Origin of the sequence: Desulfonatronospira thiodismutans ASO3-1 (genome assembly GCF_000174435.1) — a bacterium.
In the GTDB taxonomy this organism is placed as follows: domain Bacteria; phylum Desulfobacterota; class Desulfovibrionia; order Desulfovibrionales; family Desulfonatronovibrionaceae; genus Desulfonatronospira; species Desulfonatronospira thiodismutans.
The window spans coordinates 251,126-276,143 of record NZ_ACJN02000002.1; the positions used below are offsets into that span (position 1 = coordinate 251,126).

At 47.8% G+C, this 25,018-nt stretch carries 25 protein-coding genes; 4 read left to right on the forward strand and 21 right to left on the reverse strand.

The window, feature by feature from the left end:
* Positions 1-177: 177 nt before the first annotated feature.
* The 3 genes from DTHIO_RS07360 to DTHIO_RS19675 form a co-directional block, all read right to left on the reverse strand.
* Positions 178-1,293, reverse strand: a complete 1,116-nt coding sequence (locus DTHIO_RS07360; RefSeq protein WP_040418161.1) for an ATP-binding protein — start codon at positions 1,291-1,293, stop codon at positions 178-180.
* Positions 1,294-1,941: 648 nt separating this feature from the next.
* Positions 1,942-2,454 (reverse strand): hypothetical protein, encoded by a 513-nt coding sequence (locus tag DTHIO_RS07370; RefSeq protein WP_008869698.1) that lies wholly within the window; start codon positions 2,452-2,454, stop codon positions 1,942-1,944.
* Between the two features lie 147 nt (positions 2,455-2,601).
* Entirely contained in the window at positions 2,602-3,051 is a 450-nt protein-coding gene (locus tag DTHIO_RS19675; protein WP_008869699.1) for a rhodanese-like domain-containing protein, read from the reverse strand.
* Positions 3,052-3,473: 422 nt separating this feature from the next.
* Between DTHIO_RS19675 and DTHIO_RS20430 the strand changes: the two genes are divergently transcribed.
* Complete coding sequence (locus DTHIO_RS20430; protein WP_008869700.1) at positions 3,474-5,306, forward strand: VTT domain-containing protein; 1,833 nt, start codon at positions 3,474-3,476, stop codon at positions 5,304-5,306.
* A 104-nt stretch (positions 5,307-5,410) separates the two neighbouring features.
* On the opposite strand, the gene DTHIO_RS07390 is transcribed toward DTHIO_RS20430, so the two are convergent.
* The 18 genes from DTHIO_RS07390 to DTHIO_RS07465 form a co-directional block, all read right to left on the reverse strand.
* Positions 5,411-7,444: a phospholipase D family protein gene (locus tag DTHIO_RS07390; protein ID WP_008869701.1), complete on the reverse strand. Its 2,034-nt coding sequence runs from the start codon at positions 7,442-7,444 to the stop codon at positions 5,411-5,413.
* Between the two features lie 224 nt (positions 7,445-7,668).
* The gene (locus tag DTHIO_RS07395) at positions 7,669-8,937 is read right to left on the reverse strand and encodes an ATP-binding protein (RefSeq protein WP_337833161.1); all 1,269 of its coding nucleotides are present in this window, start codon (positions 8,935-8,937) and stop codon (positions 7,669-7,671) included.
* A 347-nt stretch (positions 8,938-9,284) separates the two neighbouring features.
* Entirely contained in the window at positions 9,285-9,623 is a 339-nt protein-coding gene (locus DTHIO_RS07400) for a HepT-like ribonuclease domain-containing protein (RefSeq protein WP_008869703.1), read from the reverse strand.
* Positions 9,613-9,915, reverse strand: a complete 303-nt coding sequence (locus tag DTHIO_RS07405; RefSeq protein ID WP_008869704.1) for a nucleotidyltransferase family protein — start codon at positions 9,913-9,915, stop codon at positions 9,613-9,615. The genes DTHIO_RS07400 and DTHIO_RS07405 overlap by 11 nt, the downstream gene beginning before the upstream one ends.
* A 260-nt stretch (positions 9,916-10,175) precedes the next feature.
* Complete coding sequence (locus tag DTHIO_RS22665) at positions 10,176-10,307, reverse strand: hypothetical protein (protein ID WP_008869706.1); 132 nt, start codon at positions 10,305-10,307, stop codon at positions 10,176-10,178.
* Positions 10,308-10,372: 65 nt separating this feature from the next.
* The gene (locus DTHIO_RS07410; protein ID WP_040418165.1) at positions 10,373-10,591 is read right to left on the reverse strand and encodes a hypothetical protein; all 219 of its coding nucleotides are present in this window, start codon (positions 10,589-10,591) and stop codon (positions 10,373-10,375) included.
* Between the two features lie 13 nt (positions 10,592-10,604).
* On the reverse strand, positions 10,605-10,946 hold the full coding sequence (locus tag DTHIO_RS07415; protein WP_161598646.1) for a calcium-binding protein: 342 nt from the start codon (positions 10,944-10,946) through the stop codon (positions 10,605-10,607).
* A 75-nt stretch (positions 10,947-11,021) separates the two neighbouring features.
* Complete coding sequence (locus DTHIO_RS07420; RefSeq protein ID WP_144311483.1) at positions 11,022-11,414, reverse strand: hypothetical protein; 393 nt, start codon at positions 11,412-11,414, stop codon at positions 11,022-11,024.
* A 282-nt stretch (positions 11,415-11,696) separates the two neighbouring features.
* Positions 11,697-12,080 (reverse strand): DUF2335 domain-containing protein, encoded by a 384-nt coding sequence (locus DTHIO_RS22010; RefSeq protein ID WP_008869711.1) that lies wholly within the window; start codon positions 12,078-12,080, stop codon positions 11,697-11,699.
* A 2-nt stretch (positions 12,081-12,082) separates the two neighbouring features.
* Positions 12,083-12,298: a hypothetical protein gene (locus tag DTHIO_RS07430; RefSeq protein WP_008869712.1), complete on the reverse strand. Its 216-nt coding sequence runs from the start codon at positions 12,296-12,298 to the stop codon at positions 12,083-12,085.
* Positions 12,299-12,658: 360 nt separating this feature from the next.
* Complete coding sequence (locus tag DTHIO_RS21075; protein ID WP_208596388.1) at positions 12,659-12,931, reverse strand: DUF4143 domain-containing protein; 273 nt, start codon at positions 12,929-12,931, stop codon at positions 12,659-12,661.
* A 146-nt stretch (positions 12,932-13,077) separates the two neighbouring features.
* Positions 13,078-14,670 (reverse strand): IS66 family transposase, encoded by a 1,593-nt coding sequence (tnpC, locus tag DTHIO_RS07440; RefSeq protein WP_008869713.1) that lies wholly within the window; start codon positions 14,668-14,670, stop codon positions 13,078-13,080.
* On the reverse strand, positions 14,667-15,545 hold the full coding sequence (locus tag DTHIO_RS07445; RefSeq protein WP_008869370.1) for a Druantia anti-phage system protein DruA: 879 nt from the start codon (positions 15,543-15,545) through the stop codon (positions 14,667-14,669). Before DTHIO_RS07445 ends, tnpC begins: the two co-directional genes overlap by 4 nt.
* Positions 15,546-15,590: 45 nt before the next feature.
* Positions 15,591-15,953, reverse strand: coding sequence for an IS66 family insertion sequence element accessory protein TnpB (gene tnpB / locus DTHIO_RS07450; protein WP_008869371.1), 363 nt, complete (start codon positions 15,951-15,953; stop codon positions 15,591-15,593).
* On the reverse strand, positions 15,950-16,351 hold the full coding sequence (locus DTHIO_RS07455) for a hypothetical protein (RefSeq protein ID WP_008869714.1): 402 nt from the start codon (positions 16,349-16,351) through the stop codon (positions 15,950-15,952). Before DTHIO_RS07455 ends, tnpB begins: the two co-directional genes overlap by 4 nt.
* 367 nt (positions 16,352-16,718) lie before the next feature.
* Entirely contained in the window at positions 16,719-16,841 is a 123-nt protein-coding gene (locus tag DTHIO_RS22670) for a hypothetical protein (protein WP_279614618.1), read from the reverse strand.
* A gap of 239 nt (positions 16,842-17,080) precedes the next feature.
* Entirely contained in the window at positions 17,081-20,368 is a 3,288-nt protein-coding gene (locus DTHIO_RS07460) for a P-loop NTPase family protein (RefSeq protein WP_008869715.1), read from the reverse strand.
* The gene (locus DTHIO_RS07465) at positions 20,368-21,216 is read right to left on the reverse strand and encodes a hypothetical protein (protein WP_008869716.1); all 849 of its coding nucleotides are present in this window, start codon (positions 21,214-21,216) and stop codon (positions 20,368-20,370) included. Before DTHIO_RS07465 ends, DTHIO_RS07460 begins: the two co-directional genes overlap by 1 nt.
* 156 nt (positions 21,217-21,372) lie before the next feature.
* Here DTHIO_RS07465 and DTHIO_RS07470 point away from each other — a divergent pair, with 156 nt between their 5' ends.
* The 3 genes from DTHIO_RS07470 to csy3 are packed head-to-tail and all read left to right on the forward strand — an operon-like array spanning position 21,373 to position 25,013.
* Positions 21,373-23,097, forward strand: coding sequence for a hypothetical protein (locus DTHIO_RS07470; RefSeq protein WP_144311484.1), 1,725 nt, complete (start codon positions 21,373-21,375; stop codon positions 23,095-23,097).
* On the forward strand, positions 23,094-23,930 hold the full coding sequence (locus DTHIO_RS07475) for a type I-F CRISPR-associated protein Csy2 (protein WP_008869718.1): 837 nt from the start codon (positions 23,094-23,096) through the stop codon (positions 23,928-23,930). Before DTHIO_RS07470 ends, DTHIO_RS07475 begins: the two co-directional genes overlap by 4 nt.
* 18 nt (positions 23,931-23,948) lie before the next feature.
* Positions 23,949-25,013 carry a type I-F CRISPR-associated protein Csy3 gene (gene csy3, locus DTHIO_RS07480; RefSeq protein WP_008869719.1) on the forward strand — a complete coding sequence of 355 codons (1,065 nt, stop codon included), beginning with the start codon at positions 23,949-23,951 and terminating at the stop codon, positions 25,011-25,013.
* The last annotated feature ends 5 nt before the right edge of the window (positions 25,014-25,018 follow it).

The window sequence follows — 25,018 nt, forward strand, 5'->3', positions numbered from 1 at the left end:
AGGAGTTTCCTTAGTACCCGCCGCACATGATGCGTTGTGTTATTTCGATATGAGTCCTATGTTGATGGGTGCGAATGATTTGAATGAATCGCGTTTTGTGCAAGGTTAACGAGAAAGGATGATCTTGACATCCCCCTTTTTTTTGCTGCTGCATCAATTTGTTTAAGGGTCATCTTATCAGGCAGTGATAATCTCTCCATGCCACAAACGATTCAGAAAGTCCTCCCAATGTATAGCCTGGATGTTTCCCTGCCGGGTGGCAACCCCGTCCTGGCTGATCAGAAAGAAATCCTGATATATCCCTTCCTCGGCCAGCGCTTTCAGACCCTTGAAATCCTTGGGCGTAACCCGCTCAGTTGCCTTTACTTCAACTGCTGTAGTTTCTCCAATGAGAAAATCCACTTCATGGCCATGAGTGGAGCGCCAGTATGTTAAAGGAAGTTTTGTCCTGCTGTAGTTCAGGTACGCCCTGATTTCCATGCCGATAAAATGTTCAAAACTTTTGCCATATAAATCCGAGTTGCGATCAAGGGACCTGGTGCCTGCAAGGGTGTGAACAAGCCCAGGATCAAAAAAATAAAACTTGCCGGATTTGATTGCCTTTCTTTTTCTGGACTCAGTCCAGGCGGGCAAGAAAAAACCTACCAGAGTGTCTTCCAAAAAACCGACATGTTCCCTGACAGTTGACGCTGGCACCTGACAGTCATTGGCAAGCTTGGTGAAATTAATCACTTCCCCGCTGGACAGAGCCATCGATCGCAGAAAACGGGTAAAAGGCGGCAGGTTGCGAACCAGTCCTTCGGCCATTACTTCTTCTTTCAGGTAAGTATTGACGTAAGCGTCAAGCTCTTCTTCCGGAAAATCGCTGAGATAGACAGCCGGCAACCCACCATAACGCAGATACTGATCCAGATCAAAATTCGGCGCTTCTTTCCATGTCAGGGGAAACAGCTTTGCCTCCCAGACGCGTCCGGCAAGAAGATTGGCCTGTCCTCTGCGGAGTTTCCTGGCACTGCTGCCCGTTAACAGAAACCTGATCTGCCGTCTTTCAATGAGCCTGTGGACTTCATTTAGTAATTCCGGGATGCGCTGAATTTCGTCAATAACGATTAGCCGGTGACCCCGGGCATCAACGATGGATTCCAGATCATGTGGTGCTGCGGACAACCTTAAAAAAAACCGTGAGTCGAGAAGGTCGATAATTGTTGCTGCTCCGGATAATTGCCGCTCGACCAGGGTTGATTTCCCTGTGGCCCTGGGACCGAACAGGAAGAAGGAATTTTTTCCAACAATTTTTTTAGATCGATTAAGCGCTCTATTTGCATATCACAACCTCGATGATTTTCCGTATATATGACAATTGAGCTGTGAATTTTCCGAAGTTCAACTCAAAATACATGTCTTCTTGGAAAAATGTTCTCATTTTTTTCTTCGGATAGGCGACTGCCAGGTCCTGGACAAATGGCTAAAGGACAGAAAAGAACGTATGCTGACCCGTGGACGAGATCAAGAAATACTACAGAGTTGTCACGGCCGTAATCAAAACCGCTGAAATCCAGAAGGAACCTGAGAATGTTTATCTGGAAGCAAAAAAGAGGAGTGGGGCGTAGCGTGGTGGTGTAACTTTTATTAAATCCCCAGATGGCCGCTCCAAGGGCTCCAGCGAAGTCCTGATCAGGAGGGGTGAGGATATCTGAGACAATTATTTCCTGCAAAAGACGAATTATGCAAGGTTTGTGAGCCACGCCCCTGCAAAGAGCAAAAGTATCTGTTCAGCGCTTTGGATGTGGCATGGGGACTGGCTCTTCAGTCACACCTGAAGCGTGATTGTCCCAGGAAATGAGTTCTTTTGAGCGTAAAATGATGCTCAGGTGGGTCCCGAAGTGCCTGTTCCCCGGGCCGGTTTCTTAAACCCTTGCCATCTACAAGACCATCGTCTCATTACCTGGGTGGTGCACAGATGCCTGGAAAAATCTCTCTCAATGTCTTCTGGTCCAGGACTTCATGCAGGGGGACATCCAGATCATGAATTGAGGGCGGTTCCTGGTCTTCAGCCCGGCCGGCCTGTTCAGGCTCTTCCCTGCTGTTCTGAGATTGGCTTGAAGGAGGTATAGCTTTGCCCCGTGCCGGGTCAGGCCTCATGTTCATGTTGTTCTTAATCCAGTTGTCTGTTTCATCGTGGGTACCCAGAAACAGAAAAATGAACCAGTCCTTTTCCTTGACCGCAACCATCCTGTGACCGTCTACCAGCTGAAACTTGATGCAGTTTTTAATCCTGGCCTCACCGTCCCGGCTGAGCTTGATGCGCAACTCATGGTCCAGATGGTTTTTATCCGCCAGGCTGCTGATGATCTCCCGGGCCTGGCGGGCGGCTATTGCGGATTTGTTCCCTTCGCTGTCCATCCTGTCCATTTTCTTGTAAAACTGCACCGGATCATGGATTATGGCGGCCATGCAAGCCTCCCTGCCTGGACTTGGCAATAAGAATTATGCTTATCAAGCTAAGCCTTACAGCCCCAGTGCTGTAAGAATACGCGCAGAAAGTAATTTTTTGTGGCAAGACCCGGATGTCAGCACACCCGGGTCTTGCTGTGCCTGCTCTTACGGGAAAACTACGTCTTCAGGAAACTCATCATTATAAGCTTCCTGGCCGCCTTCAAGAATCAGCAGCCTATCTTCATCGATGCCATGGTCCATGAGATAATCACAGGGCCTGGTGGCACCACTCCCGCCTCTTGGGCAAATGACTACGATATCTGCATCAGTGCCCCTGACCTTATCCAGGACCGGTTCCAGCTTGGCATAATCTTCATCTGACTCCAGAGGTCTGGCGAAAGTGGGTATGGCTTGAGGCAGATACCCTGACTCCCACTCTTCTTCAGTCTGAGAGCTGAAAACCACCAGTGAACCCTGCTCAACCTCTCCGGCATCCAGCCTTTCCTTCAGCTCTGCCGGGGAAATATAGTTGTAGCTGTCATCCTGAGTACAAGCTGTAGCTACAAATGCCAGAAAAACAACCAAACAGAATTGTGCCCATAAACATTTTCTCATTATGCCTCCATATTCAGAAATTAAAAAAATTACGGCTGCCTGCCTGCACAAGTTGTTCATATCTTGTGGAGAACATATAAATCACCTGCAACAGCCTTAACATAAAGCATTAAGTTTTAGTTTATATCCACAGCAAAAGAGTATGTCTAATAGATAATTTCTATCATACAAGACAGATTGTATTGCTTTTATCTATACGCTTTGATTTTGCTGTATTTTCGGTCCAACTATGATTTCTTCACGTGCCGTAGCAAGATATTATAGATTTTTTTGATACAAAACAGGTCAAACTATTTGAATTAACAATTTGACTGCTGATTTTTTAAGAGTAAATTTACCCGGTTGCTGAATTCTTAATAATTATTGCCTTGATTATCCATGCAGGGTGCAGACATCCGACAAATTTACAAGAGGTACTTTCCATGTCTAAAAACCTTACAAAACTGCTGATCCTGGCTGTCATCGCCTCCATTGTGGCCGCCTATTTTCTGCTGGACATTCATGCCCACCTGACCCTGGACAACATCAGGGCTTCCAGGGCCGAGTTTGAAACCCTGCTGGAAGAGCGCTTCCTGACTGTGCTGGGGATTTATCTCCTGGTATACATGGTAGTGGTAAGCCTGAGCCTGCCTGGCGCACTTCCTCTGGGACTTCTGGCCGGAGCTATGTTCGGGGCCATAACCGGAACCATAATCGTCTCCTTTGCCAGTACCATCGGGGCGACCATGGCCTGCTTCCTGTCGCGCTACCTGCTCCGGGACTGGGTCAAAAGCAGGTTTTCCGGGTTTATTGAGGCTGTGGACAGGGGGGTGCAGAAAGAGGGGGCCCTGTATCTTTTTACAATGCGCATGATTCCGGTGATTCCCTTTTTCATAATCAATCTGGCCATGGGCATCACTTCCATACGCCTGCGGACCTTTTTCTGGGTTTCCCAGCTGGGCATGCTCCCTGGCACCTTTGTCTTTGTAAACGCCGGAAGTCATCTGGGACGCATCCAGTCCACCGAGGACATATTCTCTCCAGGACTGATCATCTCCCTGGCCCTTATCGGGATTCTGCCACTGGCAGCCAAAAAAATTGTGGGTATTTTAAAAAAGAAGTACGGCTCCCAGGAAGACCATTCAGAGTTATCCGTTCCGGTAACCAACCCTGCGGTATCTTTTGCGCCGCAGGGCATGCCTTCAGAGTCTCTGATCCACCTGGCCGAGGCCAACCAGCAGGGATGCAGCAGGTGCGAGGTCTGTGTTTCACAGTGCGAGTTTCTGAAAAAATACGGCATGCCCGGGGATATCGCCCAGGGAATCCTGGATGGGAAAAACAGCACTGACCCCTTCGAATGCAGCCTGTGCGATCTGTGCGGGGCCATCTGCCCGGAAAAACTCTCTCCCGCGGATATGTTTCTGGATATGCGCCGTCAGGCAGTGCAGGAAGAAACTGTAGACCTGTCCCGCTATTCACCCCTGCTTAAGTTTGAAAAACTGGGTCATTCCAACCTGTTGTCCAGATATCCCGCGCAAAAGGCACACACTGTTTTTTTCCCGGGATGTGCTCTGCCCGGAACCAGACCGGAAATCACCTGGAGGATCTACCAGGAACTTAAGAAAGCCTTGCCCAGTCTGGATATGGTCCTGGACTGCTGCCACAAACCTTCCCATGACCTGGGGCGCGATGATTTTTTTCACAAGAATTTACAGGAAATCATGGGGAAGCTGCGTGACCTGGAGGTCAAAGAAATCCTGGTGGCCTGCCCCAACTGTTTCAAGGTGCTAAATGCCTACGCCGAGGATTTCAAAGTCAAGACAGTTTACCAAGTCATGGCTGAAGAGAACAGTTTTCAAGAGGTTGAAAAGCCGGGGAGGCTGGCAGTACATGACCCCTGCCCTCTGCGTTACCAGGACGGCATCCAGGATGCAGTGCGCCGGCTTCTTAAGGCCAGGGGGATTGAAATAAGCAAAATGAAAAACTCCGGCAAAAAGACATTGTGCTGCGGTGAAGGCGGGGCTGTCGGCTTTCACAATCCCGGGTTTGCCAGGACCTGGAGCCTCAAGCGCAAAAAAAGAGCCGGGCAGGACATGATGGTCACCTACTGCGCCGGTTGCGCCGGTTTTCTCAGCAGGCAGGGTCCCACCATACATCTGGCGGACGTACTTTTTGAACCTGAAAAGGCCTTGGCCGGCAAGAGCAGGGTGTCCAGAACCCCCATGACCTACTTAAACCGCATCCTGCTCAAAAGGCGGCTGGGCAAAAAAGGATAAAAAGGCCTTTTATTCGTAACCATTCAGGGGGGCCTCGGTGGTGATTACTGGCACCGGGCCGGTTCCGGCGTCCCACCCCCCTGAATGGGTACCATCAGTCTACTCTACAGTCTTGTCCTTTTAAATCTATTCATCAGATTTTTCCAGAAACCCTGGTCCCTTTTGCCGGCATTAATCCATTCCAGGTACTTGTCCCGTCCCTCAATGATTATAGTGTGGGCCTTACGCTTGGCCTTTACCCCCTGAGGCAGCAGCCGCATGAAACGCTCCACTTCATAGGTGTGCACTGTTTTGTCCGCATGGACAAAGATCTTATTGCCATGTTCTTCCTGGGTCAGGACCTTGGTCGCAAACAGTTCCTGCCACTCCATCTTGTCAATATCATAGAGCTTATCCACCGGGACCTGCGGAAAGTAATCCGGAACAGACCTTTCAGCAAACCGGTAAAAATCGGCAAAGATTTTTCTGCTCAGGCTCAACTCATCCACCAGGAGATCTTCTTTGATATTATCTATGGGCTGATCCAGTTTTTCCAGGTAGCTGTGGGCAAAAAGCTTGAAGAAATCACAATCCGTGTTCAATATCCGGTTCAGGGTTTCGCTGGCCTGGATATTTTTCTGATCGAACTTGACATCAAAATTGATCCTCTTGATCCTGGTATTGGCCCATTCCGGGGGATTAAACCGGTTTGTGGTCATGATTATCTGGGGCACAGGATGTCCCGGGTTCCACCATACCTCCCAGTAATTCTTGAGCACTGTTTCAATGTTTGAGCCTGAGCCGATATTTACATCATCAAACATGAGCGGAAAAACCGTGCCGAACATCTTGGCGCTCATGATCCTGGTCTTGTTGAAATATTCCTGGGCAATGGGCTCCAGATGCCTGCCGGCCATCAATTTCAGGCAAAAGCGCAGGAAATTGGTCTTGCCGTTGAATGAGGGCCCGTACAGATACAGGTAGCTGGGACCCCTGGAATACATGTCCACCTGTTTCTTCAGTTTCTTGAACTCATGAGCAAACGGAGCTGAGAGCACATACAAAAGCGCCTCGAACACATTGGCCTGAATTCTTTTATGGTCTATGGATTCCCCAAAACCGTATGATTCCACATACTCCTCAATATATTCCAGACCCTGCCGGACTTCCTCCCTGCTGTGTACCGGCCTGGACAAGACACCCCGGTAGTCCCCCATGTGCAGGAAAACCTGCCGGCTGGATCTGTGCGTACCCATAAGGGGAACCCCGCAGCTTCTTTTGACGTAATCCGAAAAATCCCTGGCGCTTAACCTGAGCTCGGACTTGACAATACTTGGCTTCAAAGGCTGCAGTTTTTTCTCGATGCCTTCCTGGGTCTTTACATCTGAAGGGATTATCACTCTGATCTCCCCGCTGGCCGGCTGTTCCTCGTCCGGTTCCCCGGTATCCGGGTTTTCGGAGTGTTCATTATTATCAACAGTGCTCAATGCCTGCCGGGTCAGATCTGTAAATACACGTGAGGTTTCAGATTCCGCCAGGTCCTTTACTTCCCCCACATCCTGGGAAAGCCAGGTCCTGATGACCTTTTCCTCATCTTCATCTCTGTTTTCCGCCAGTTTGATCAGATCATCCAGAAACAGCCTGGAATTTTTCAGGTGCTCCTTGTAGTCCTGGACAAACTTTTCCAATAGTGGATCTGGGCTCTTTAAATCCCAGTATACCACATAGTTGTGCTGTTTTGTGGCTTTGGCAGCCGGCTCGCTGAAATTGGCGCTGCCTACTATCACCCTGTACATGTCCTCGTTTTTCAGGATGTAAAACTTGGAGTGTATGGTCTTGCCCCTGGGAAAAAAGACTGTCAGCTTCTGCTCTTTTACCAGGTGCATAAGTTTTTGGATCAGGCTGATCTGCTTGTTCTCCAGGTCCTTCTTGTAATGTTTGACCGAGATGTTCTCCCCCACCAGAAGCTGCATGTACTCGAATTGGAATTTTTCAAATATGGACAGCATCAGGGTAGGTGAAGCCACATAGGAGACGGCCCTGATTTCCTTGTACCCGGAAATCAAGCCTTCAAAATCCTTGGGCTTTTGCAGATACAAAGTCTGCGGCTGGGCACCCTGTCGGGGCAACTGGCCGGGCCGGGCTTGTTTTTTGGTCATGGCCTGAGATGGGTCTATGGGTTACACGTTGCTGGAGGATCGTATACAACCTCCCGGGAAAATTCAAACGACCAGGCTCGTCCAAGAGTGAAACCGGATCCTCTTCCAGGGTGTTTCACCGGGGTGACTCAAGGCCTGCTTCAGGCCGGACGTGAGGTTTTTTTCTTTACGAAAAAAGTACCCTTAAACCGGAAGAGCCTCGTGCAAAGTCAAAGCAGGATGTATTAATGGACGAAACCAGAACCACCCCAGAGGCAGGATATGGGTACTGCATACAGATCCTTTCCAAAAGGAACCACGGAATCGCCGTCATAAAGCACCACTCCAGCTGTGAAACTTTTCTCTGCTGCTCTCTGGAGCTTTTGCAAACCATTAAAGTCGGAAGACGTAACTGTAGAGCCCGCCTTAACCTCAATCCCTGCCAGTTTACCTCCGGACTCCAGAACCATATCTACTTCATTATTATCCTTATCGCGGAAATGGCTGAAAGAAATATCATCTTCCTGCCAGCCGGCTTGTCGGCGCAGTTCCTGAAGGATAAAAGTTTCCAGGAGCTGTCCAAACAAGGCGCGATCCTGCCATAGAGACCCGGCATCCACACCAAGCAGAGCACATGCCAGGCCGGGATCTCCCAAATGCAGCTTGGGCGTCTTTATCAGACGACTCAGGCGGTTGCTGTGCCAGGGTGGGAGTTCCTCCAGCAGAAAAATCCTGGACAAAAGGGTCAGATACTCCCGAATTGTCGGCCGGCTTACCTGAAACGGAGATGCCATATCAGATACGTTTATCAGTCTCGCCGTCTGGCCGGCAGCCATCTCCAGCAGGCGCGGCATAACGTCCAGCCTGCTGATGCGGGTCAGATCAAGCACATCCCGCTGCACAAGGGTGTCTATGTAGTCCCGGTACCAGGCTGTTCTTCTGCGGGCTGTTGTCCGGGATAACGCGGCAGGGTATCCACCGGCAGTAATATGTTCGGCCAAAACCCTGCCCTGACGTCTGCCAAATACACCAATCCTGAACCCCCTCCCAAACAATGCATTCAGGAAAGCAGCCGGCTTACCGGCAATCTCAGCCCGGGAAAGCGGGTGCAGTCGCAGAATGGCCATGCGCCCGGCCAAGGAATCAGCCAGCCGGGGAACCATAAGTACATGTGCCGACCCGGTCAGAATGAACCGCCCAGGCTTTCGCCGCTCGTCCACCACCGCTTTCAAAGAGGTGAACAATTCCGGCACCCGCTGCACTTCGTCCAGGATTACCTGCTCGGGCAGATCAGCGACATACCCTACCGGATCGAACTGCGCCGCAGAGCGTTGCACGTCATCGTCAAAGCTCAAATATGTGAACCCCCGCGCATCACCCACCAGTCTGGCCAATGTTGTTTTGCCGCATTGGCGCGGACCATGAATCAGAACAACCGGCGTATCAGTCAAAGACTCCAGAACACGCGGCATAATATATCGAGGGTAAAGATTATCGGGCCTCATGCTTGCCATTTGTAAACGGACAATCGTGTAATTGCAAGCAAATTGGGCGTCTGATTGAAAGAAACAGGCCGTCTGATTGAAACCTGAAACTATAAGCCCAGATATTTTTCATCCCTGCATGTCCAGCTGACATGAAGATGAACACCGGCATTGAGGTGTGTCCTTTAACTCCATTATCTGTGCTTTAGTCTTCACGGTCTTTTCCGGTTGAAAAGATTGGCTGGAAATCATCTCGACCCAAAGATAATCCCCTGAGCTTCTTTTTTCAAGGCTTGGTCAGGAATTTCAGCCGCCCAGACCCCCAGCAGGTCCAGGACAACCGTCTCTTGTCCCTGGGCGTGCTGATTCAAGAACGGTCATTCTGAATTTATCACTTGCTCAAGCTTGCTGATCAAAGGAGGCAGGTTTACCTGAACCGTTCTCCAGATCACTTCATGGTCGATGTCAAAATAGACATGAACCAAACGGTTGCGCATGCCTATTATTTTTTTCCATGGGATGTCCGGATAATCCTCGCGAAGCTCCATGGAAATTTTTGATGCAGCCTCTCCGATAATTTCAATTGAACGGATCACTGCCCTGACTGTTTTACCGTCATGCAAAAAATCTTCAAATGACAAACCCTGAACATATAAGCAGGCTTCTTTTGCCTCCTCAATAATATGTTTCAGGCGAATCCTGTCTTCAGGCTGCATATTCCACCCTGGCCTTCTGCATGACATCTTCACGGAAATAACGGCTGAGTTCTGCAGGGGTCCTGAGATCCACCTTCAGTCCGGTCATCTCTGAAAGTTCCATTTCCATACCGGCCAGGTCCAGGAGGCCTGGTACATGCTCCTTGTGAAATTCCACCAGGATATCTATATCGCTGCCGGGCTTCAGCTCACCATGCAGTGCTGAGCCGAAAACAGACATTTTCCTGATGTGGTGCCTGTGACAGAAATCCTTTATCTGGGAGGCAGAAACATGATTTTTCAGTTCAAACATATGCTCACCTCTGTGATTGCCTTGCTAAAGCGGGCTATGCCCGCAACCCATTTTTCCTCACGCAAAGTCGCCCAGTTAAATCCTCTTCGAGGTGCTTACGCATTTAATCAGGCCAAGGCGTGACAAGCAAAGATCGCAAAGGAAGAAATTTATTTTTGCCCGGTGCATGGCAACATTCAACCGGGACTGCTCTTCGGTATAGGATAGCGGGCACGGCATAAACTCCCCTCCTTAGCCTCTGATTTTATAGCACATCCGGCCTACACCTGCAAAACATCCAGCACTTCCCCGGGGAGCCTGGACACCGCCCAGGACCACTCTCCAAAGCCGCCGTGTTCATAATGCTCTTTTAAAATCCTCTTACAGTCATCAAGTACTTGATCAATATCCATATCTCACCCTGCCACGCGTCTTAGCGTGGTCAGCGTGATAAAACTGACTTTTTGCTGACGTATCTTTACTGGCCTGAAACCTGAAAGACCTCTGCCCCTTGTTGAGGCAGCTGAACAAAGACAAAAAAGGACTCAGGGTAGAGATAGTCATCACCTGATTCGTCAATAACCCTCAAGTAACCATCAAGACTTGCTGATTCGTCAGGGATGACCTGATACACCTTGCGCTTTTCCAAATCATCACAATCCTTGTTCTCAATACATAGCACAAATTGATTTTGCATAACTCCATATATTTCAGCGATTAGCAAACCAGACAGCATAATCTTTTACTGGTTGATAGTTTGAAGATGTTCGGTCAATGACTTCCAGGTCACATAATGGAACTGCGTATTTTCGTCTCCCGGCACGGATCGAAACTATAATCCCGTATAGATTGTCCCAGCCTTCAAAGCCATGAACTTTTACCTTGTCAACCTGCTGCAACAGTCCTTTTTCCTGAAATTCCGATACTACTGCTTCAAACGGCAGCTTTAAAACTTCTTCTAGATGTCTTTCCCAGGCATCAAACGCATGTATCTGTTTAGCGCTTTTAAGGAAAGCAGGGGACAGGCACTCCAGGACCCACTTGAGCATCATTTTGTGCTTAAAACATCTCATTTTTTGGGACAAGTGGGTCCCGGAAGAGCCAGTCCCCATGCCACATGCAAAGCGCTAAACAGATACAAACGCATCAATATCATCCCCGCTTTTTGCTTTTTCCAGAACATTCAGGATGCGTTTTCCCTCTTCTCCCAAACCAGCCCAAGAATATTTATTGTTAAGATGAGATGATATGTTTTCACGATCTTCATTATTGTCTCTTGGATCAGCCGGATCTATATCCTCTTGATATAGATACATCCTTTCCCAATCCCAGTTCATTGCTTCACATTGTTCAATAACTTCACTTGGCATATGTTTAAGTGTGTGGCTGTCCCATTCTATCAAAAACGTTTTTTGATTCTTATCAATCTCTACAATCCTGCCTTGCCAGCCTCCAATATCAATCTCCAGGTCAGGATCTTTGGTACCGGATTTAACTACAACAGAATCTCCTGCTTTCATGATAGATTTTCTCATAATTTTTTGAGCAACTTTAATTTTGTTTTCCTTTTTGCCTCTCCGGTGGATAATTCCATGTGTGTTTTCCGTTTCCTACCAGTGCACCCCGATAATAGGCCGGTAGTTCTGCTGAATCTGCTTCTCCCGCAGGGCCAGGCGGGCCACAAAGGGTATATCGAATCTGGTTTCAATGCTCATGTGCAGGGGCCTGAACAAAGCCAGTTGTCAAGTTGGGTCGGACAGGACGCATGGATTAAAGGTCCAAGCCTTAACACATCGCCTTTATTATTTATTTCCGGGGTGATTTGTCTTTGCCTTCTTCTGATGCCTGTCTTTTTTGTCTGCTTCCATATACAAAAACCCCATTTTTTCTTCTTGGGTCCTCCTGTGAAAAGCCTGGTCCTCGGCCATCTTGATGATCCTGTCCGCAGCTCCGGGGAGAATTTCTTCGTATGCCTGAAGCTGCTCCGCCGGGGGTAATGGGCCTGAGTACTGTATAGCCGAAAAAACCGCCTTACGTTTAGCTGGAGTCATTTTTTCAATATCACGCAGGACTTGGTCGGTATCGGCTTCTTCTTGGGCATGTGCGTTCCTGATCGGATCGTCTTTCTGGGAAGAACTGGATGGAGAGTTGTCCTTCTTATTTTGCGATTTAGACTCTTCAGACATGGCTAAGCTTGCTTCCGGTGCGTATCAGCTTCTCTGGACAGGGCTTCCTTTAGATCATTGCCAACCTGATCCCAATCAGAACGTACAGCATCATGGTCAAGTGTATCGGAATCCGTCCTCAGGAACTTATTGCAAACATCCAGGTCATAACTGCCGGCAAAGTCAAAAATCCGGCCAGCTCCAATGGCTACCCGTTTCAACCTGTCTTGTCTTAACATATCTCTACCTCGCTTTATTTTTTCCATTGGCATATTGATGCTTAATTAATCCATCAAGCACCATTTGTAAACATTGTCCTCATAAATGCGCTTTCGGCACTCTCTTCTGATTTTATAGCACATCCGGCCTACGCCTGCAAAACATCCCTCACTTCCCCGGGGTCCCTGGACACCGCCCAGGACCACTCTCCGAAGCCGCCTTGTCCATTCACTCCCCGGACCCACTCGTCCAGGAACCTGCGCTTGGTCTGGTCCTTTTCCGTATCCCGGCCCTTGGTCTCCAGGATCAGGAAGCGTTCGTCATCACAGAAAAGTACCCCTAAACCGAAAGAACCTCATTCAAAGTCAAAGCAGGATGTATCAATGGACGAAACCAGAACCACCCCAGAGACAGGATATGGGTACGGCATACAGATCCTTTCCAAAAGGAACCACGGAATCGCCGTCATAAAGCACCACTCCAGCTGTGAAACGTTTCTCTGCTGCTCTCTGGAGCTTTTGCAAACCATTAAAGTCGGAAGACTTAACTGTGGAGCCCGCCTTGACCTCAATCCCTGCCAGTTTACCTCCGGACTCCAGAACCATGTCTACTGTGTACTTTCGGCAGACGTGCGTAAGCAGAAAAAATTTCACGGCAGCTGGCGTAGGCTTTGCTTGGAGGGCCAGTTCAGGGGCTGGTCAATTTTCGGTTATCACAGCACAAGTTGAGACACCTCCTCCATGACTCAAGGTCCAGGAGGAGGGTCTGCTGATATTGCGCTGGCTTGGCGTGGAGGAGATTATTCGTTGGGGAGGTTTTCTCGATAGTTCCAGGGCATCCATTTTTGTGGAGCCGCGAGGGCCTCTTCTATGTTTTTCTGAAGCTGGGTCAGGTAGTCAAAGGAGTTCACTTTGTTAAGCTGACAGGTATGAATGAAGCTCATGAACAGATCGCCGATCCTGGCCCCGCGCAGGGTGCGGTAAAATAAAGAATTCTTCCGGTGCTGGATGGCTTTTTTCAGGGCACGTTCGCAGATATTGTTGTCCAGGGGAGCACCTGGTTCTCTCAAAAAAAGAGTCAGAGGATCCCAGTGTTTTTGCATGTAAGCCAGGGCTTTGCCCAATCCTGAATTGGGCTCTACTTTTTTCTCCTCCAGCTGGGCCCAGGCCCAGGACTTGAGTTCGCTCATAACCGGTGCGCTTTCCTGTTGATGCCATACAAGCCGTTCTTGAGCAGACATCTCCTGCTTTTTGGCCATGTCATCATTTTTATAGACAATAGCCAGCTGTTCAATGACATACCGGCACTCATCAGGGAAATTGTCCAGGATATCGACAAAGTTGCGTCTGCCATGGGTCAGGCAATTGGCTAAAATGATCTGTAAGCCCTTGGGAATGTTTCGGGCCAGGGCATCACACATGTGTATTGGCGGGGGCAGGTTGTGGTCTCTTTTTTTGAGAATCTCCTCCAGATTCTCCCCCGCATGCTGTCTGCCGGTGGCAAAGAGAGCAATATGGCGTCCCTGAAGTACAGAGACAATCCCGGTGGTGAACATGCCTTTTCTTTTCGGCCCGGCTTCCTTGTTCTCCTTGATAAGCTGCTGGATTTTCATGTTGGTGTCGTCGTTATGCACGACCTCACCTTGAGCCGCTTGGCGGATGAGTTCATCATACACAGGAAGAAGCTGTGTTCCAGTTTGTTCGACCAGATCCCATTGTGTTGCGGCCGGCAGGGGTATGCCCAGAGATTCCTGGAGCTTTTCCAAGCGATGAAAAGGAAACCCGCTCCCGTACTTCAAGATGGCGATCATGCTCCGGGCAGGTTCGTCGTATTTTTTTTCTCCAATGTCTTCTGGAGGATCTGCGGTGAACACCTCGAGACAGCAGTTACAGCGAAGGCTCTTAAGCTCATGGATCTTGGCTGTAAGTGGAGCTGTGGCTGTAATCCGAATGCGGAACTTCGGTTTTATGGGATAGACTTTTCCTTGACCGCACAAGGGGCAGATATCGCCCGGCTTCAGGGTTTGGTGAGGGTATATGCAATTTGCAGCCCCGGTATAGTCGTCTTTTCCGTTTCGGCCGTGTCCCTTGGGTGGTTTTTCATCAGGAGGCTTTTGCAAAGGATCTTGACTACCCTTCTGGTCCTTGTTTTGCTGGTCATCCTCCTGGAACAGTTTCTTTTTTGTCTCTGAAGAAGCGCCAAAGATCGTGCGCAGGAGACGCTTGATGGAGGCAGCTTTATCGTCCACAGCCTGATGCAAAAGCTGGATGGCTTGGACCAAGGCTTTGATGATATCCAGATCTGTCTCTTCCAGCTCGTTTTTTGATGCGCGCTGTAAAAGGGCGTCGATCTGCTCTTGGTCCAGATCGATGGATTGGACTTTCTTTTTCACCGGTTGAGCCCCCGCAATCGCTTCCGAAAGTCTCGGGTCAGGGGATAGCCCAGGACAGCCTTGAGTGAACGGTTTGCTTTGCCTGTGTGGTCGTTTTTGCCCCGGCCTGTGGTCTGCCCGAGATAGAGCCAGTTGGCTGCAAAATAACAGGTTCCTTTGAAGCGCTCTTGATCAACAAAGGTTTCCAGGTAATATATCGGATGCTTGTAGATGCTCTCCCAGTCCCTTTGCAAAATCTTGGTCATTTGGGCCAGGATATGGGAGGCCAAGCAGGAGACCTGGATCCAGGGCAGGATGAGGAACCTGCTGTTGTAGGCAATAAGAAAGAGATTCTTTTCCCTGTCTTTTTGGGTCCAGCCGATGAAATTGTCCCGGACGCCGATATGCCTTGGAGCTGAAGACCAGGAAAGACAGGCTATGGGCTGCTTGTTTGCAAAGACCAGGTACTTGAGGTGCTCGCCCACAGGCTGGGTGTAGCCCAGATAATGATGCTCCTTGAGGAGGCTGGAAAACAGGCTCTCAAAAGGTGTCTTGCGCACCTGTCGAAACTCAAGAGGGGTGATGTCCTTGAGTGAAGATGTAAGTGGGGTTTGATCCACCTGAACCGAGACTGGTTCTTTGCGATTGTACCCAGTGGCAGTTACTTTTTGTGCCGGCGGAAGAATTATGTGCCCCTGTCTGTGCAGGGCCAGCATGAGCCCCCTGCAGACCATGTCCTTGAGTTGGCCGTTTTGCTGGACCCAGTTCCATGCTGTGCAGAGCTTTTTGGACAAGGCCCACCGGCTGTCTCCAGGATGCTCGAAAATGAGCTGTCTGATGAACCGGACATCTTCTTCTGTGATGTCCCTGCCCCTGTATCTCAGTATCGTTTGCATGGGAGGGAATATAGAGGAAAACGGATAGGAACGCAAGCCCCTAAGTTAAAATTCCGTGAGAATTTTTCTCCATTGTGGTGCAACCTGCGCATTTTGAGGATTGCCGTTCCAGATCAAAAGCTGCAGCTCATGGACTGCCAGAGGACAAATGCCGCTCTGGCTTTTATCAGGCCACCACTGAAACGTGCCTTGGGATAATCGCTTCTGGCACAGCCAGAAGCCCTGGCCGTCATAGGTGATTATCTTGATGGCTGTTTTCTTTTTGTTGCAAAATACAAAGACGCAGCCTGAAAAGGGATCTGATTTGATCCTCTGCCGGCAGATTTTTGTCAGCCCGTCGATCCCTTTTCTGAAATCAACAGGCTCCACAGCTACAAGGATGCGCATCTGGGGAGTGAGCTGAATCATGCCCCTTTGCTCCAGAAAGCCGAGAGGATCTCAAGGGGATTAGGTAGGTCTGGACCTTTAAGCTGCATTTTGAGCTTTGATCCATCTCGAGCTTCGGTCTCCAGATGATATTCGGTGCGAGGCAAAGATGACGTGAGTTCAAATTCAACAAAGGAAGGACCTGGCTGTAGGGACTCTTGAGCCTGCTCGGCCAGGACCCGCTTTTTGAGGTGGCTGTGATTGAGGTGCAAGACCTTTGCTATTTTGCAGATGGAATAATCCTGAGCAAGGCTGACTGCACTGGCCCATAGGTGGTTGGGAATCGGAGATCGTGTGTGTCTGGTTTCCCGCCAGTGCTCGAACTGTCTCTTGACTTCTTCAAGGCCTGGCCGGGTGGCTGGGGCTGATTGCTGTAGCATCGGTTGTCCTCCTTATGGTTTGGTCACCGATAGTACCCCAGGCCCTCAAATTTTTCACGCAGGCTTGCCGGAAAGACACGAATATGTACTTCAAGAAAATACTAAAAGGCAAGATCAAGGAAGCACAGTGATAGGCAGCACTGTGCTTTTGAGCTGGCCGAGGAGCATTAGCAAAGACAGGGTATTATCGCCGGCCAAAGGGGTATAAGTCTCTAGAAGAAATGGCTGCAGAGGATGCCCGAAAGGATGCAGAGCGGGCCAAGGAAGCGGCTAAATAGGCTGTAAAAAGCGGTTAGAAGCAGAAAAGGAATCTTGGAAGGCCGGGCTTGTAAAGGAAGAGCCTGACCAAATAGGACTCTGCCCATCTCTAGCGTCTAAGCTTTCCAACTCTCTCCAACTTCTTCGCTAGATCAACCTGGCCAGCTTCTTTCAGCTTGGCTGCGGCTTGGTCGAACAGCTCTTGGAGATCCTTTGCCCCAAAATCATCCATCGGTTGCCAGCTTGGACTTTATCAAGGAAATATCTGTTTCCTTGAACCCCCTTATACTTTCCTTGATAAATGGGGCGATAGGAAGGAAAAAGCTAGACCCGGGGGCCCAGGTCCACCAAGCATAATTTTACCAGCCAAGTTTGTCCGGAGTGAACAAAGTTACGACTTTGTCAAGTATGTTATATAAAAAAAGAGTCTTTTAGATTATGTTGTGTCGTATATATTTTCTTGAGGGTTTATCATCTCGTTTCGACCCCCTTCCAGCTTATGCTTATTTCATCACTGTTTCCGTATACATCAAAAGTGGTGATGTGCTCAATTTTGAGGGTCTTATCTTTGTTGTGTACAAAGACTAACGACTCTTGCAGGGTGGGTGATAGAAATGTGTTATCCAGGTCCTCATGGTCATTAAGGACACTATCAATATACATTTTGGGTGTTTGTCCAGTATCTCGCCTCTCAAACAATCCTAGATTACCTTTGCCGACATCTTTGAAATGGTACTGTGTTTTGTGTTCCTTGGACCTTAATGGAAAAGCCTCATTAAACCATTTTGAAGCCCAGAGACGATCCTCAAAAGACAAAATGTCCTTGATTTTGTTGATTCGACCTGCAATGGAGCCAGCATCATATTCGGCAAATAGTGAACGACTTCTCGCCGGTGTTCCAAAAATATAAGAGTAGTCTAAGGGGGTGTTTTGAAAGTCAATGCCCGCTAAATCGTCTTTTGTCTTTAAAAGTTCCGTTAGGTCGTACTGTTGATTGTGGGTGCTTACTTGGTTGTCTCTTATTTCAAAGCCTGGCTTTACAAACACCCCTCTGCCTGTTTTTTCACCTTCGACATACCTGACATTATACTGAAGCAAAATGATGTTAGGATTGCTGACAATCTGTAATCGGTGCCGGTTCACCCTTCCTGCGGTCTGTATAATGGAGTGCATGGATGAAGGCTCGATTATTGCCCAATCAAAATCGTGATCCCGTCCCACTTCTTCAACCGGGGTGGCCACAACTATCAAAATCAAATTTTTCCGGGTCTCACTGTCTTTTCCAGATTTTAGCTCATCTTTAATAAAGCTCTCAATCCTCGCATTTGGATTGTTCTTGTCTTTACGATTCAAGATGTGGTCAAGATAGGACTCTTTGTAGAACCTTCTGCTAAGAACCTCTCTGGCATGGTAGGTACACACCCTTACCTCGTATTCGCTGTTACCTGAAAAAGTATTTTTGATGTAGCTGGCTATTTCCATGCAGGCTTTGATGTTGGCCACCCTTACCAGACCGACGGATACCTTCTCATACTGGCTGTCGTTTATCGCAAAACCCTGATCGTTGTGCAGGTCCAACACTGAGTTTGCTATGGCTTCGTGCAGACTTGCCTTGTCCGGATTGAACTTTGCTATTTTAAATTTTTTGGTAGTTCCTGTTTTCGCCTGGGCGATCTGCTGGCAATAGCTCTGGTATGAATTATACACATTGCTGTCTGCACCCATATCTTCAGGCCCAACGGTATCACTGATCGTCACTATGGCCATGGATGTGTCGCTAAATGCTGACTTTCTCATTCTCAGGCCTGTATTAAAGGCATCAGCAATCGCCTGAACCGATTCAGGCATAAGCGTAGCGCTGGATATGACTATGTTTCTACCCAGCATGGCATGAACAGTTATCAGCCTGAGAACAGCCACAAATGCTTTCACATCGTATGAGTCGATTTCGTCTATGATAAGATCGCTTGAGGCTGCTCGAAGCAGGGCGACAGCGTGGTGAGCTTGCCTGTGCGGCTCCCCGGCAGCTATCAGATAGTCAATGGTTGAAACCAGCAGTGGCGCACCAATTACATCCCTGGTGGAACCTTTCTTTTGCTTGCTTAAATCATTGAGCCAGGACGGGACGTTGGCCTCAAGAGAGGTTGCCGTAACTTCAACATCTTCTTCATAGTCTGTTTCGCTATCTTCTTTGTCTGATGCGGACACTCCTTCTGCGTCTTGATGTTCAGCTTCGTGCAGTTTCCGGATGGTAAGATCCCCGATTGTGCAGACACACTCGTCATTCTGGAGCCCAAGGTCCTTCTTGTATGCGCTATGAGTCTGCAAGGTTAAGCTTCGCAGATTCAATACTGATGAGATTCTGACTGGCTCGCCTTCCCTTAAGGCCATTAGTGCTCGTACGTTCATAAAGGTTTTGCCGGCTCCGGTGGAAGCCACATTAAGCACAAGGGTCTGCGTATTCTTGTACTCTTTCAGGAAGTCCACGGCCTTATCCTGCCACGCAAATCTTGAATTAGTATCGCCGGGTAACAGCAGATTTTCGTAGCTGTAATACTCTAATGCAGGAAGCCCGTTGGCCTCGGGGTTGAAGTGCGCAACCAGTTCAGAAGCTCTTTTGGAGACGCCTTTCAGATGAAAGTCCAAAGACTGCTTCGGTTTTTTCGCCTCAATTTCTTGTTTTTGAGCCTCAATCTCTGCTTTTATCTGTCTGTGTTTAGAATCTGTGATTTTCTTTCGTCTTTTATCTTTTTTTGCTTGATCTGCTTGTTTTTCTAAACCCTTTTCCAATTTCTCCTTTTCGTCTTGACTGTATTTCTTTTTGGAATTGGCAATAAGCTCATTTTTTGCCACTTCTCCCTCGTCTTTGCTTGATATTTCATGGTCCGCCAGGATCAGGGCGGCCCTGGATATGAAGCTAAGCCCGTTCAAGTAATCAGGGCTTGATTTAATATTTTCCAGTCTGTTTTGCTTGCTCTCTATCTTTTTAAGTATGGCGGCAATCTGGGCAGTTTTGATCTTGTTCATGTCCAGCTTCATTTTTTCGGTTATTCTCTTATCTTCATTGACAAAGGTAGAATAATTAAATTGATGAGGAATTGCCTGGGGGGTATTGCCCATATCTTTTATTGTGGGGCCAAACATTTTATGGTGGGTAATAATGTTGTACTTTATGGCGTCCTGAACAGACTCGTTCCCTTGCCACAGATTGATTACACCATTTTGCAAGCTGTTAAGGCAACCCTTTAACTCTTCCCAAGCATTGATAAATGTCTTATCATCCCATGAACCCTTGTTTGAAAGATAGTCAAAGATCCAGGCGGATATAAGTTCGTGCCTTATTGGGTCTTTGATGATAGAGTTGTCTAGGATTTTTCCCTGGAAATATTCGGTCATCTTCCCAAAATCATGTGACATGCCGCTGGCTGCAGCAAGGAGAGCTGCATGCCTAAAAAACATAGGCCATCTCTGGGTTTGGGTGCTTGTCCCGATAGCATATCTGCCATACCTGTCATATCCTTTCTTGCTTCCTATTAAAGCGTAAAGCTCTTGGTAATTGTAACCTTTATTTCTGTATATTGCGACAGACGTAAATTTGGATACCTTGCTTTTCAGCCCCCGGCACAACTCTTTCAAGGCTTCCATGGTTATCTGAGTGGTCCAAACATTATCGCCTATTCTTGTGGCATACCTGTCAATTAAGGAGAAAGACCTGTTTCTTGCTTTACCCTGGCAATGGGAAACGATGGTGACAAACATCAGACCTCCTTACTATAAGTTATCAAGGGCCAGACAACATGGCCCATATTCTTCTTGTCGTCCTGATAATATCTCTTGAAGTAAAACAGCTCATTTTTGGGGACTGTGATCCTTCCATCCTTGACCCCCAGCTCATTGGAAAGCACCTGCCGTTGTTCGTTGTTTAGCTCCTCATTAAAAATGACCTCCACCTTGGTCTTTTCAGCTTTGACATCCTTAAACTCAAAGTCTTTGGGAACTGAGGTAGGGGAAGGTCTAGCATCCATTATCCTCGACATCACATAATGCTTTTGTATGTACCCTGGCGAGTTTATATCCTGTGCCAGTAGCCGCCATACTTGTCCGTTATGCTGCAGACCGTTGCAGACCACCTTCCGCCACCTGGGCAGATCGTTTTTTTTGAGCCCGACATAAAGTATCTCAATGACTATATGCTGGCCACGCATATCTTTTGGATTGATGTACGCCTGCCTGGCCTTGAAAACATACTCCAGTATTATGTCCAGGCCGGACAATGGCCGGTTCCTGGGTGGGTACTGAACGAAGAAAACCGATGCCTCTTCATGCGTCAGGCCGGTATCCTCCGGGCCAGCGTGTTTTTCAAACAGCTCAATCATTGTTTCAGCACTGGCCTCTTTTGGTGTCACCGCCTCTTCTTTCTTAAAGACACCGCTTTTTCGGTATTGATACAAGACGTGAGGCCATTCGTTGATGGCTTCTTGCAGAACCTTGCTTGCGGTTGCACTGGTAACTTCAAACCTTTCAATCAGATCAGAGTTCCTGGCTCTGCCAAGCCAGCAAGCCCTTCTTAATACATATAGCTTCTTCCTCTCATATTCTTTTGTCATGTCCAATTCCCTTGTTTTTGTTGCTTGAATAAACTTGATAATAGATATTGAATATATATTTGTCAAGATAAAACCAAGTATATATATAATTAATTTATATTTTATATTTTTTCTCCCTAAAAAATTTGAATTAAGAAAAAAATGTGGAGTTTAATATTGACAAAACAAATAAACAGCAGTAGAGTGTTCTGCAGATTGGCTAAAAAAGGAGGGAAACATGATTCCAAAAAAGATAGGGGGGCAAATATGGGGGCGATAACCTGGGAGGATTTTCTAAGTAAATTTGAAGATTTATGCTTCGTCGTTAGTGACGAACCAGACATGGATGCGCTGATCGAAGACAAGAAAACAAACGACTTGCTCAAGACGAATGCAGAGGCGGAAGAACTGGATCTGTTGACAGAGGTTCTGCAGAAACATCCAGATGTTCATTTTTATCGTAAAATGGTCGGAGCTACCAAGAAAGACTTGAGAGGGCTTCTTGATGATTGCGACATAGAAGGATCGGAGAAAGCGTTAAACAGTATTTTATCACTTTTGAAGTTGAGAGTTGATAAGACAGACCCGGAAATACTCAAGCAGGATGAAATCATAAAATTATTATGGGAGCATCCGGAAATCCAAAATTCCTGTAAGATAAAAGGGTGCGGTAAAAAGGACTTTCTGAAGCAATATGAGAATAATACCTTAACCCCCCGAACTGCGCTAGAGGATGCCAAAAAAGCCATTGCTTCCACTACGGGAGCAACAAATTTTGACCTTAAGGCGCATGTCAACAAGTTCGCCGTCCACTTTCAAAGTAAGCTCGTTCATTCTCAGGCCAAAAATGGCGGGGTTCTGCTTGGGAAAAAGGCATCTCGAAGCACCCCATATTTATGTGCGGCAAGCTTGATGCACAATGGGCACAGACCAGACCTGGATCAAACCAGTAATGACAGTTCGGGAATCTACCAAGCCTTGCTGAAGAAATATGCTGATTACAAGTCCGGGCAAACAGAAAGCGGCAATGTTGACCCTGCTGTGCAGGGCTTTGTGGATGTTGTTGAGCAAGATGACGTGGCTTTCATTGAAAAAAATATGGACTCACTAGATCCGCAACTTAAGCAGGTGATCGTCCCTCACCCCGACAATGACCAGTATATTGCCTTTGTTCCTCTTGTGTCCCCCGGTATAAATAAGATTGTCCTGGATGCCTATGAAGAGAATAGGAAGCAGGGCGAACAGAGATTTAATGCCGGCAGACTTTATAATTTGCTGGGATACGGCGGGTCAAATGCACAGAATGTCTGCCTCAAAAAAAACATTCGATATATAAACTCGCCCATGCTGGCAAACACCCCTCAGGCTGATAGACAAGACAAGAGGGCCTGGCGGTTCTTGCTTGGAGGCTCTGACTCGTTTCATTTTCGAGTGAGGTGGGGTGATGTAGAGAATTATGGAAAGTGGCTCTCTGCCAATAGAAAGGAAGGGATGCACCAGGGAGAAGGAGATGCTGGTGCAAGCAGAAAGCTCGCAAAAGAAACCGGCGTGCTCGCGCAAAAAGCAGAAGCGTCCGTATTAAGGCCGATTGTTGAGGAGTGTGTGTATGACATGAGGGTGCTGTCGGAAAATATCAACAGTTTGATAACTGAAGAAGGTCCTAGAAGGATCCTGGAGGAGAAAGAAATGACTCAAGATGGACAATGGGAAAAGAAGTTTCTGGACAGCAGAAACGACCTTGAACTCTTCGTTATTACAGGGATGAAAGGCAACGAGACTGAAGAATTGCTGGTTGATAGCATGATGAACACGATAGATAAACACGAAGACATATCTTTTAATGTAACAGATAAGAGCAGGACCAGTCAGGTAATAAGGGGACTGATTAAGGAGATGATATGAGTATATATCTGATTTTTAATAATTTAATGGTGAGACGGGCAAACATGATGCAATCTCCATATCTTTATGCACCTGTCCCTGTTTTCCCCTCTGTGTGTACCGGACACAAACTCGGGTGCATGCTGGATTGTGAAGTTGATGGTGTAGGAGTCGTACACCACAGGGCGGAACCCTTGATCGAACAGATGGCTCAGATGAATCAGGGAAGTAATAGGGTGAATATAGTAACATCCCCTATTCAGTTTCGCGGGACGCCGAGTGGGAAACAGGTAAACACGAAAGATCCTATTGGGCTGCCAATGCAACCAACTATGACCGCCCACCTGGAAATATCTTTGATTTTTAGAGTTAATGGCAGGGTCCCAACTGTTGAAGCGGCAAGAGAGGCCATGCAAGGACTGCGGATTGCCGGCGGCTCCTTAAACTATATTTCATCGAGGCGGGTGAAGCTCAAGGATGATTTGATCGGTGCGCTGGCGGAGGTGAGTAATGGTTTTTGGATTAGCGATGCAATGCACTTAGTCCAGCAAAGACTGGATGAAGGCTTTGATCCTGTGAGTGCAATTTTTCAAAAAGCCGACAAGGGATGGTATGTGCCGGCTAACCTGGGTTATTGTGCAGTAACGGATTTTAAGCAAAGGCAAGGAGGTAGGACACTGGTTTGGGAGGATGGACGAGTTGATGAGCCAGAAATCGCCTTGGCAGATAACATGATAGGACTGGTTAGATATGACCCCCTTTATGGTGTGAAGCAGGAGCTGAATAGTGGGGGCACGGTTGGTATGTGGCATTTTGATTTTACAGACGACACTTTTTTTGTCGTTAAACAATAAAATAAAAGGAGTAGAATTATGAGCATTGGAAATTTACCGAAGTTGTTGTCTTTTCAAAGAGGTGTAGCGGTTTCTGACGGACTAATGTATAACTATACATCAAAACCTCAAAACGGCTATAGCAAGGTGCGCGTGGTAAGGCATGGCATCCGGGGAACCCAGAATGTCAGCGACGCAAGTAAAGAGAAACTTTACCAGGTGCAGGTGACAGAGTCTGCCAAGACTGAAGCAAACGCTGAAGGCTTGGTTATCCGTTTTTCGTTTGGCCTCCTCCCTTTAAAAAACCTCTTGTTTTCCTCTTCAGAGAAATCGTTTAGCGATCATTGCCAGGCTTTTGCGGAGCGGTTTGGTGGTAGCGAGGAACTGATGGAAATATCTTGTAGATACGCAAGAAATGTCTTGAACGGACGTTGGTTTTATCGAAATTCCGAGCTTGAAAGCGGCAGGCAAATAACCGTGAAGTTTCTCCCTCCTGGTTCAGAAACAAAAGATCTCCCTGAAGCTGATGGCGTAACCGTCCAGTCAGCGACATCCCTGGGTTTTCGCAATGACTATACTGCAGATGAAAAGAAGTTGGGAGCAGAGATATGTAAATGTCTTAAGGGAGAAAGCAAGACCAGATTCCATGTCGAGGGAGTCATTAAATTTGGGATGAAGGGCGTATTTGAGGTGTTCCCTTCACAGAACTATGTCTCAAGCAAGCCTAAGGGGTTTGCCCGTCCGCTTTATAAGGTCGGCGTAGTCGATAGTCGTGAACTGTCTGATATTTTGAAAGATTCAGACCCTAGTTCTTTTCGCGCCGACATGATCTCGATGGGACATGCAGCCCTGAGAGATCAGAAAATAGGGAACGCCCTGAGAGTTATTGATACCTGGTATGAGAGGGGCGATGACATGACCCCGATTGCTGTTGAACCGAATGGCGCGTCGTTGAAAGACAACCACTATTATCGCAAGAAAAATGGCTCTGCCTTTGTTTTAATGAAGAAGATTGACGAGATGCAGCCTGGGAATGGTGAGCTGAACAAGGACGCTATGTTTTTGCTTGCGACCATGATCCGCGGTGGAGTTTTTTCCGGATAACTTTA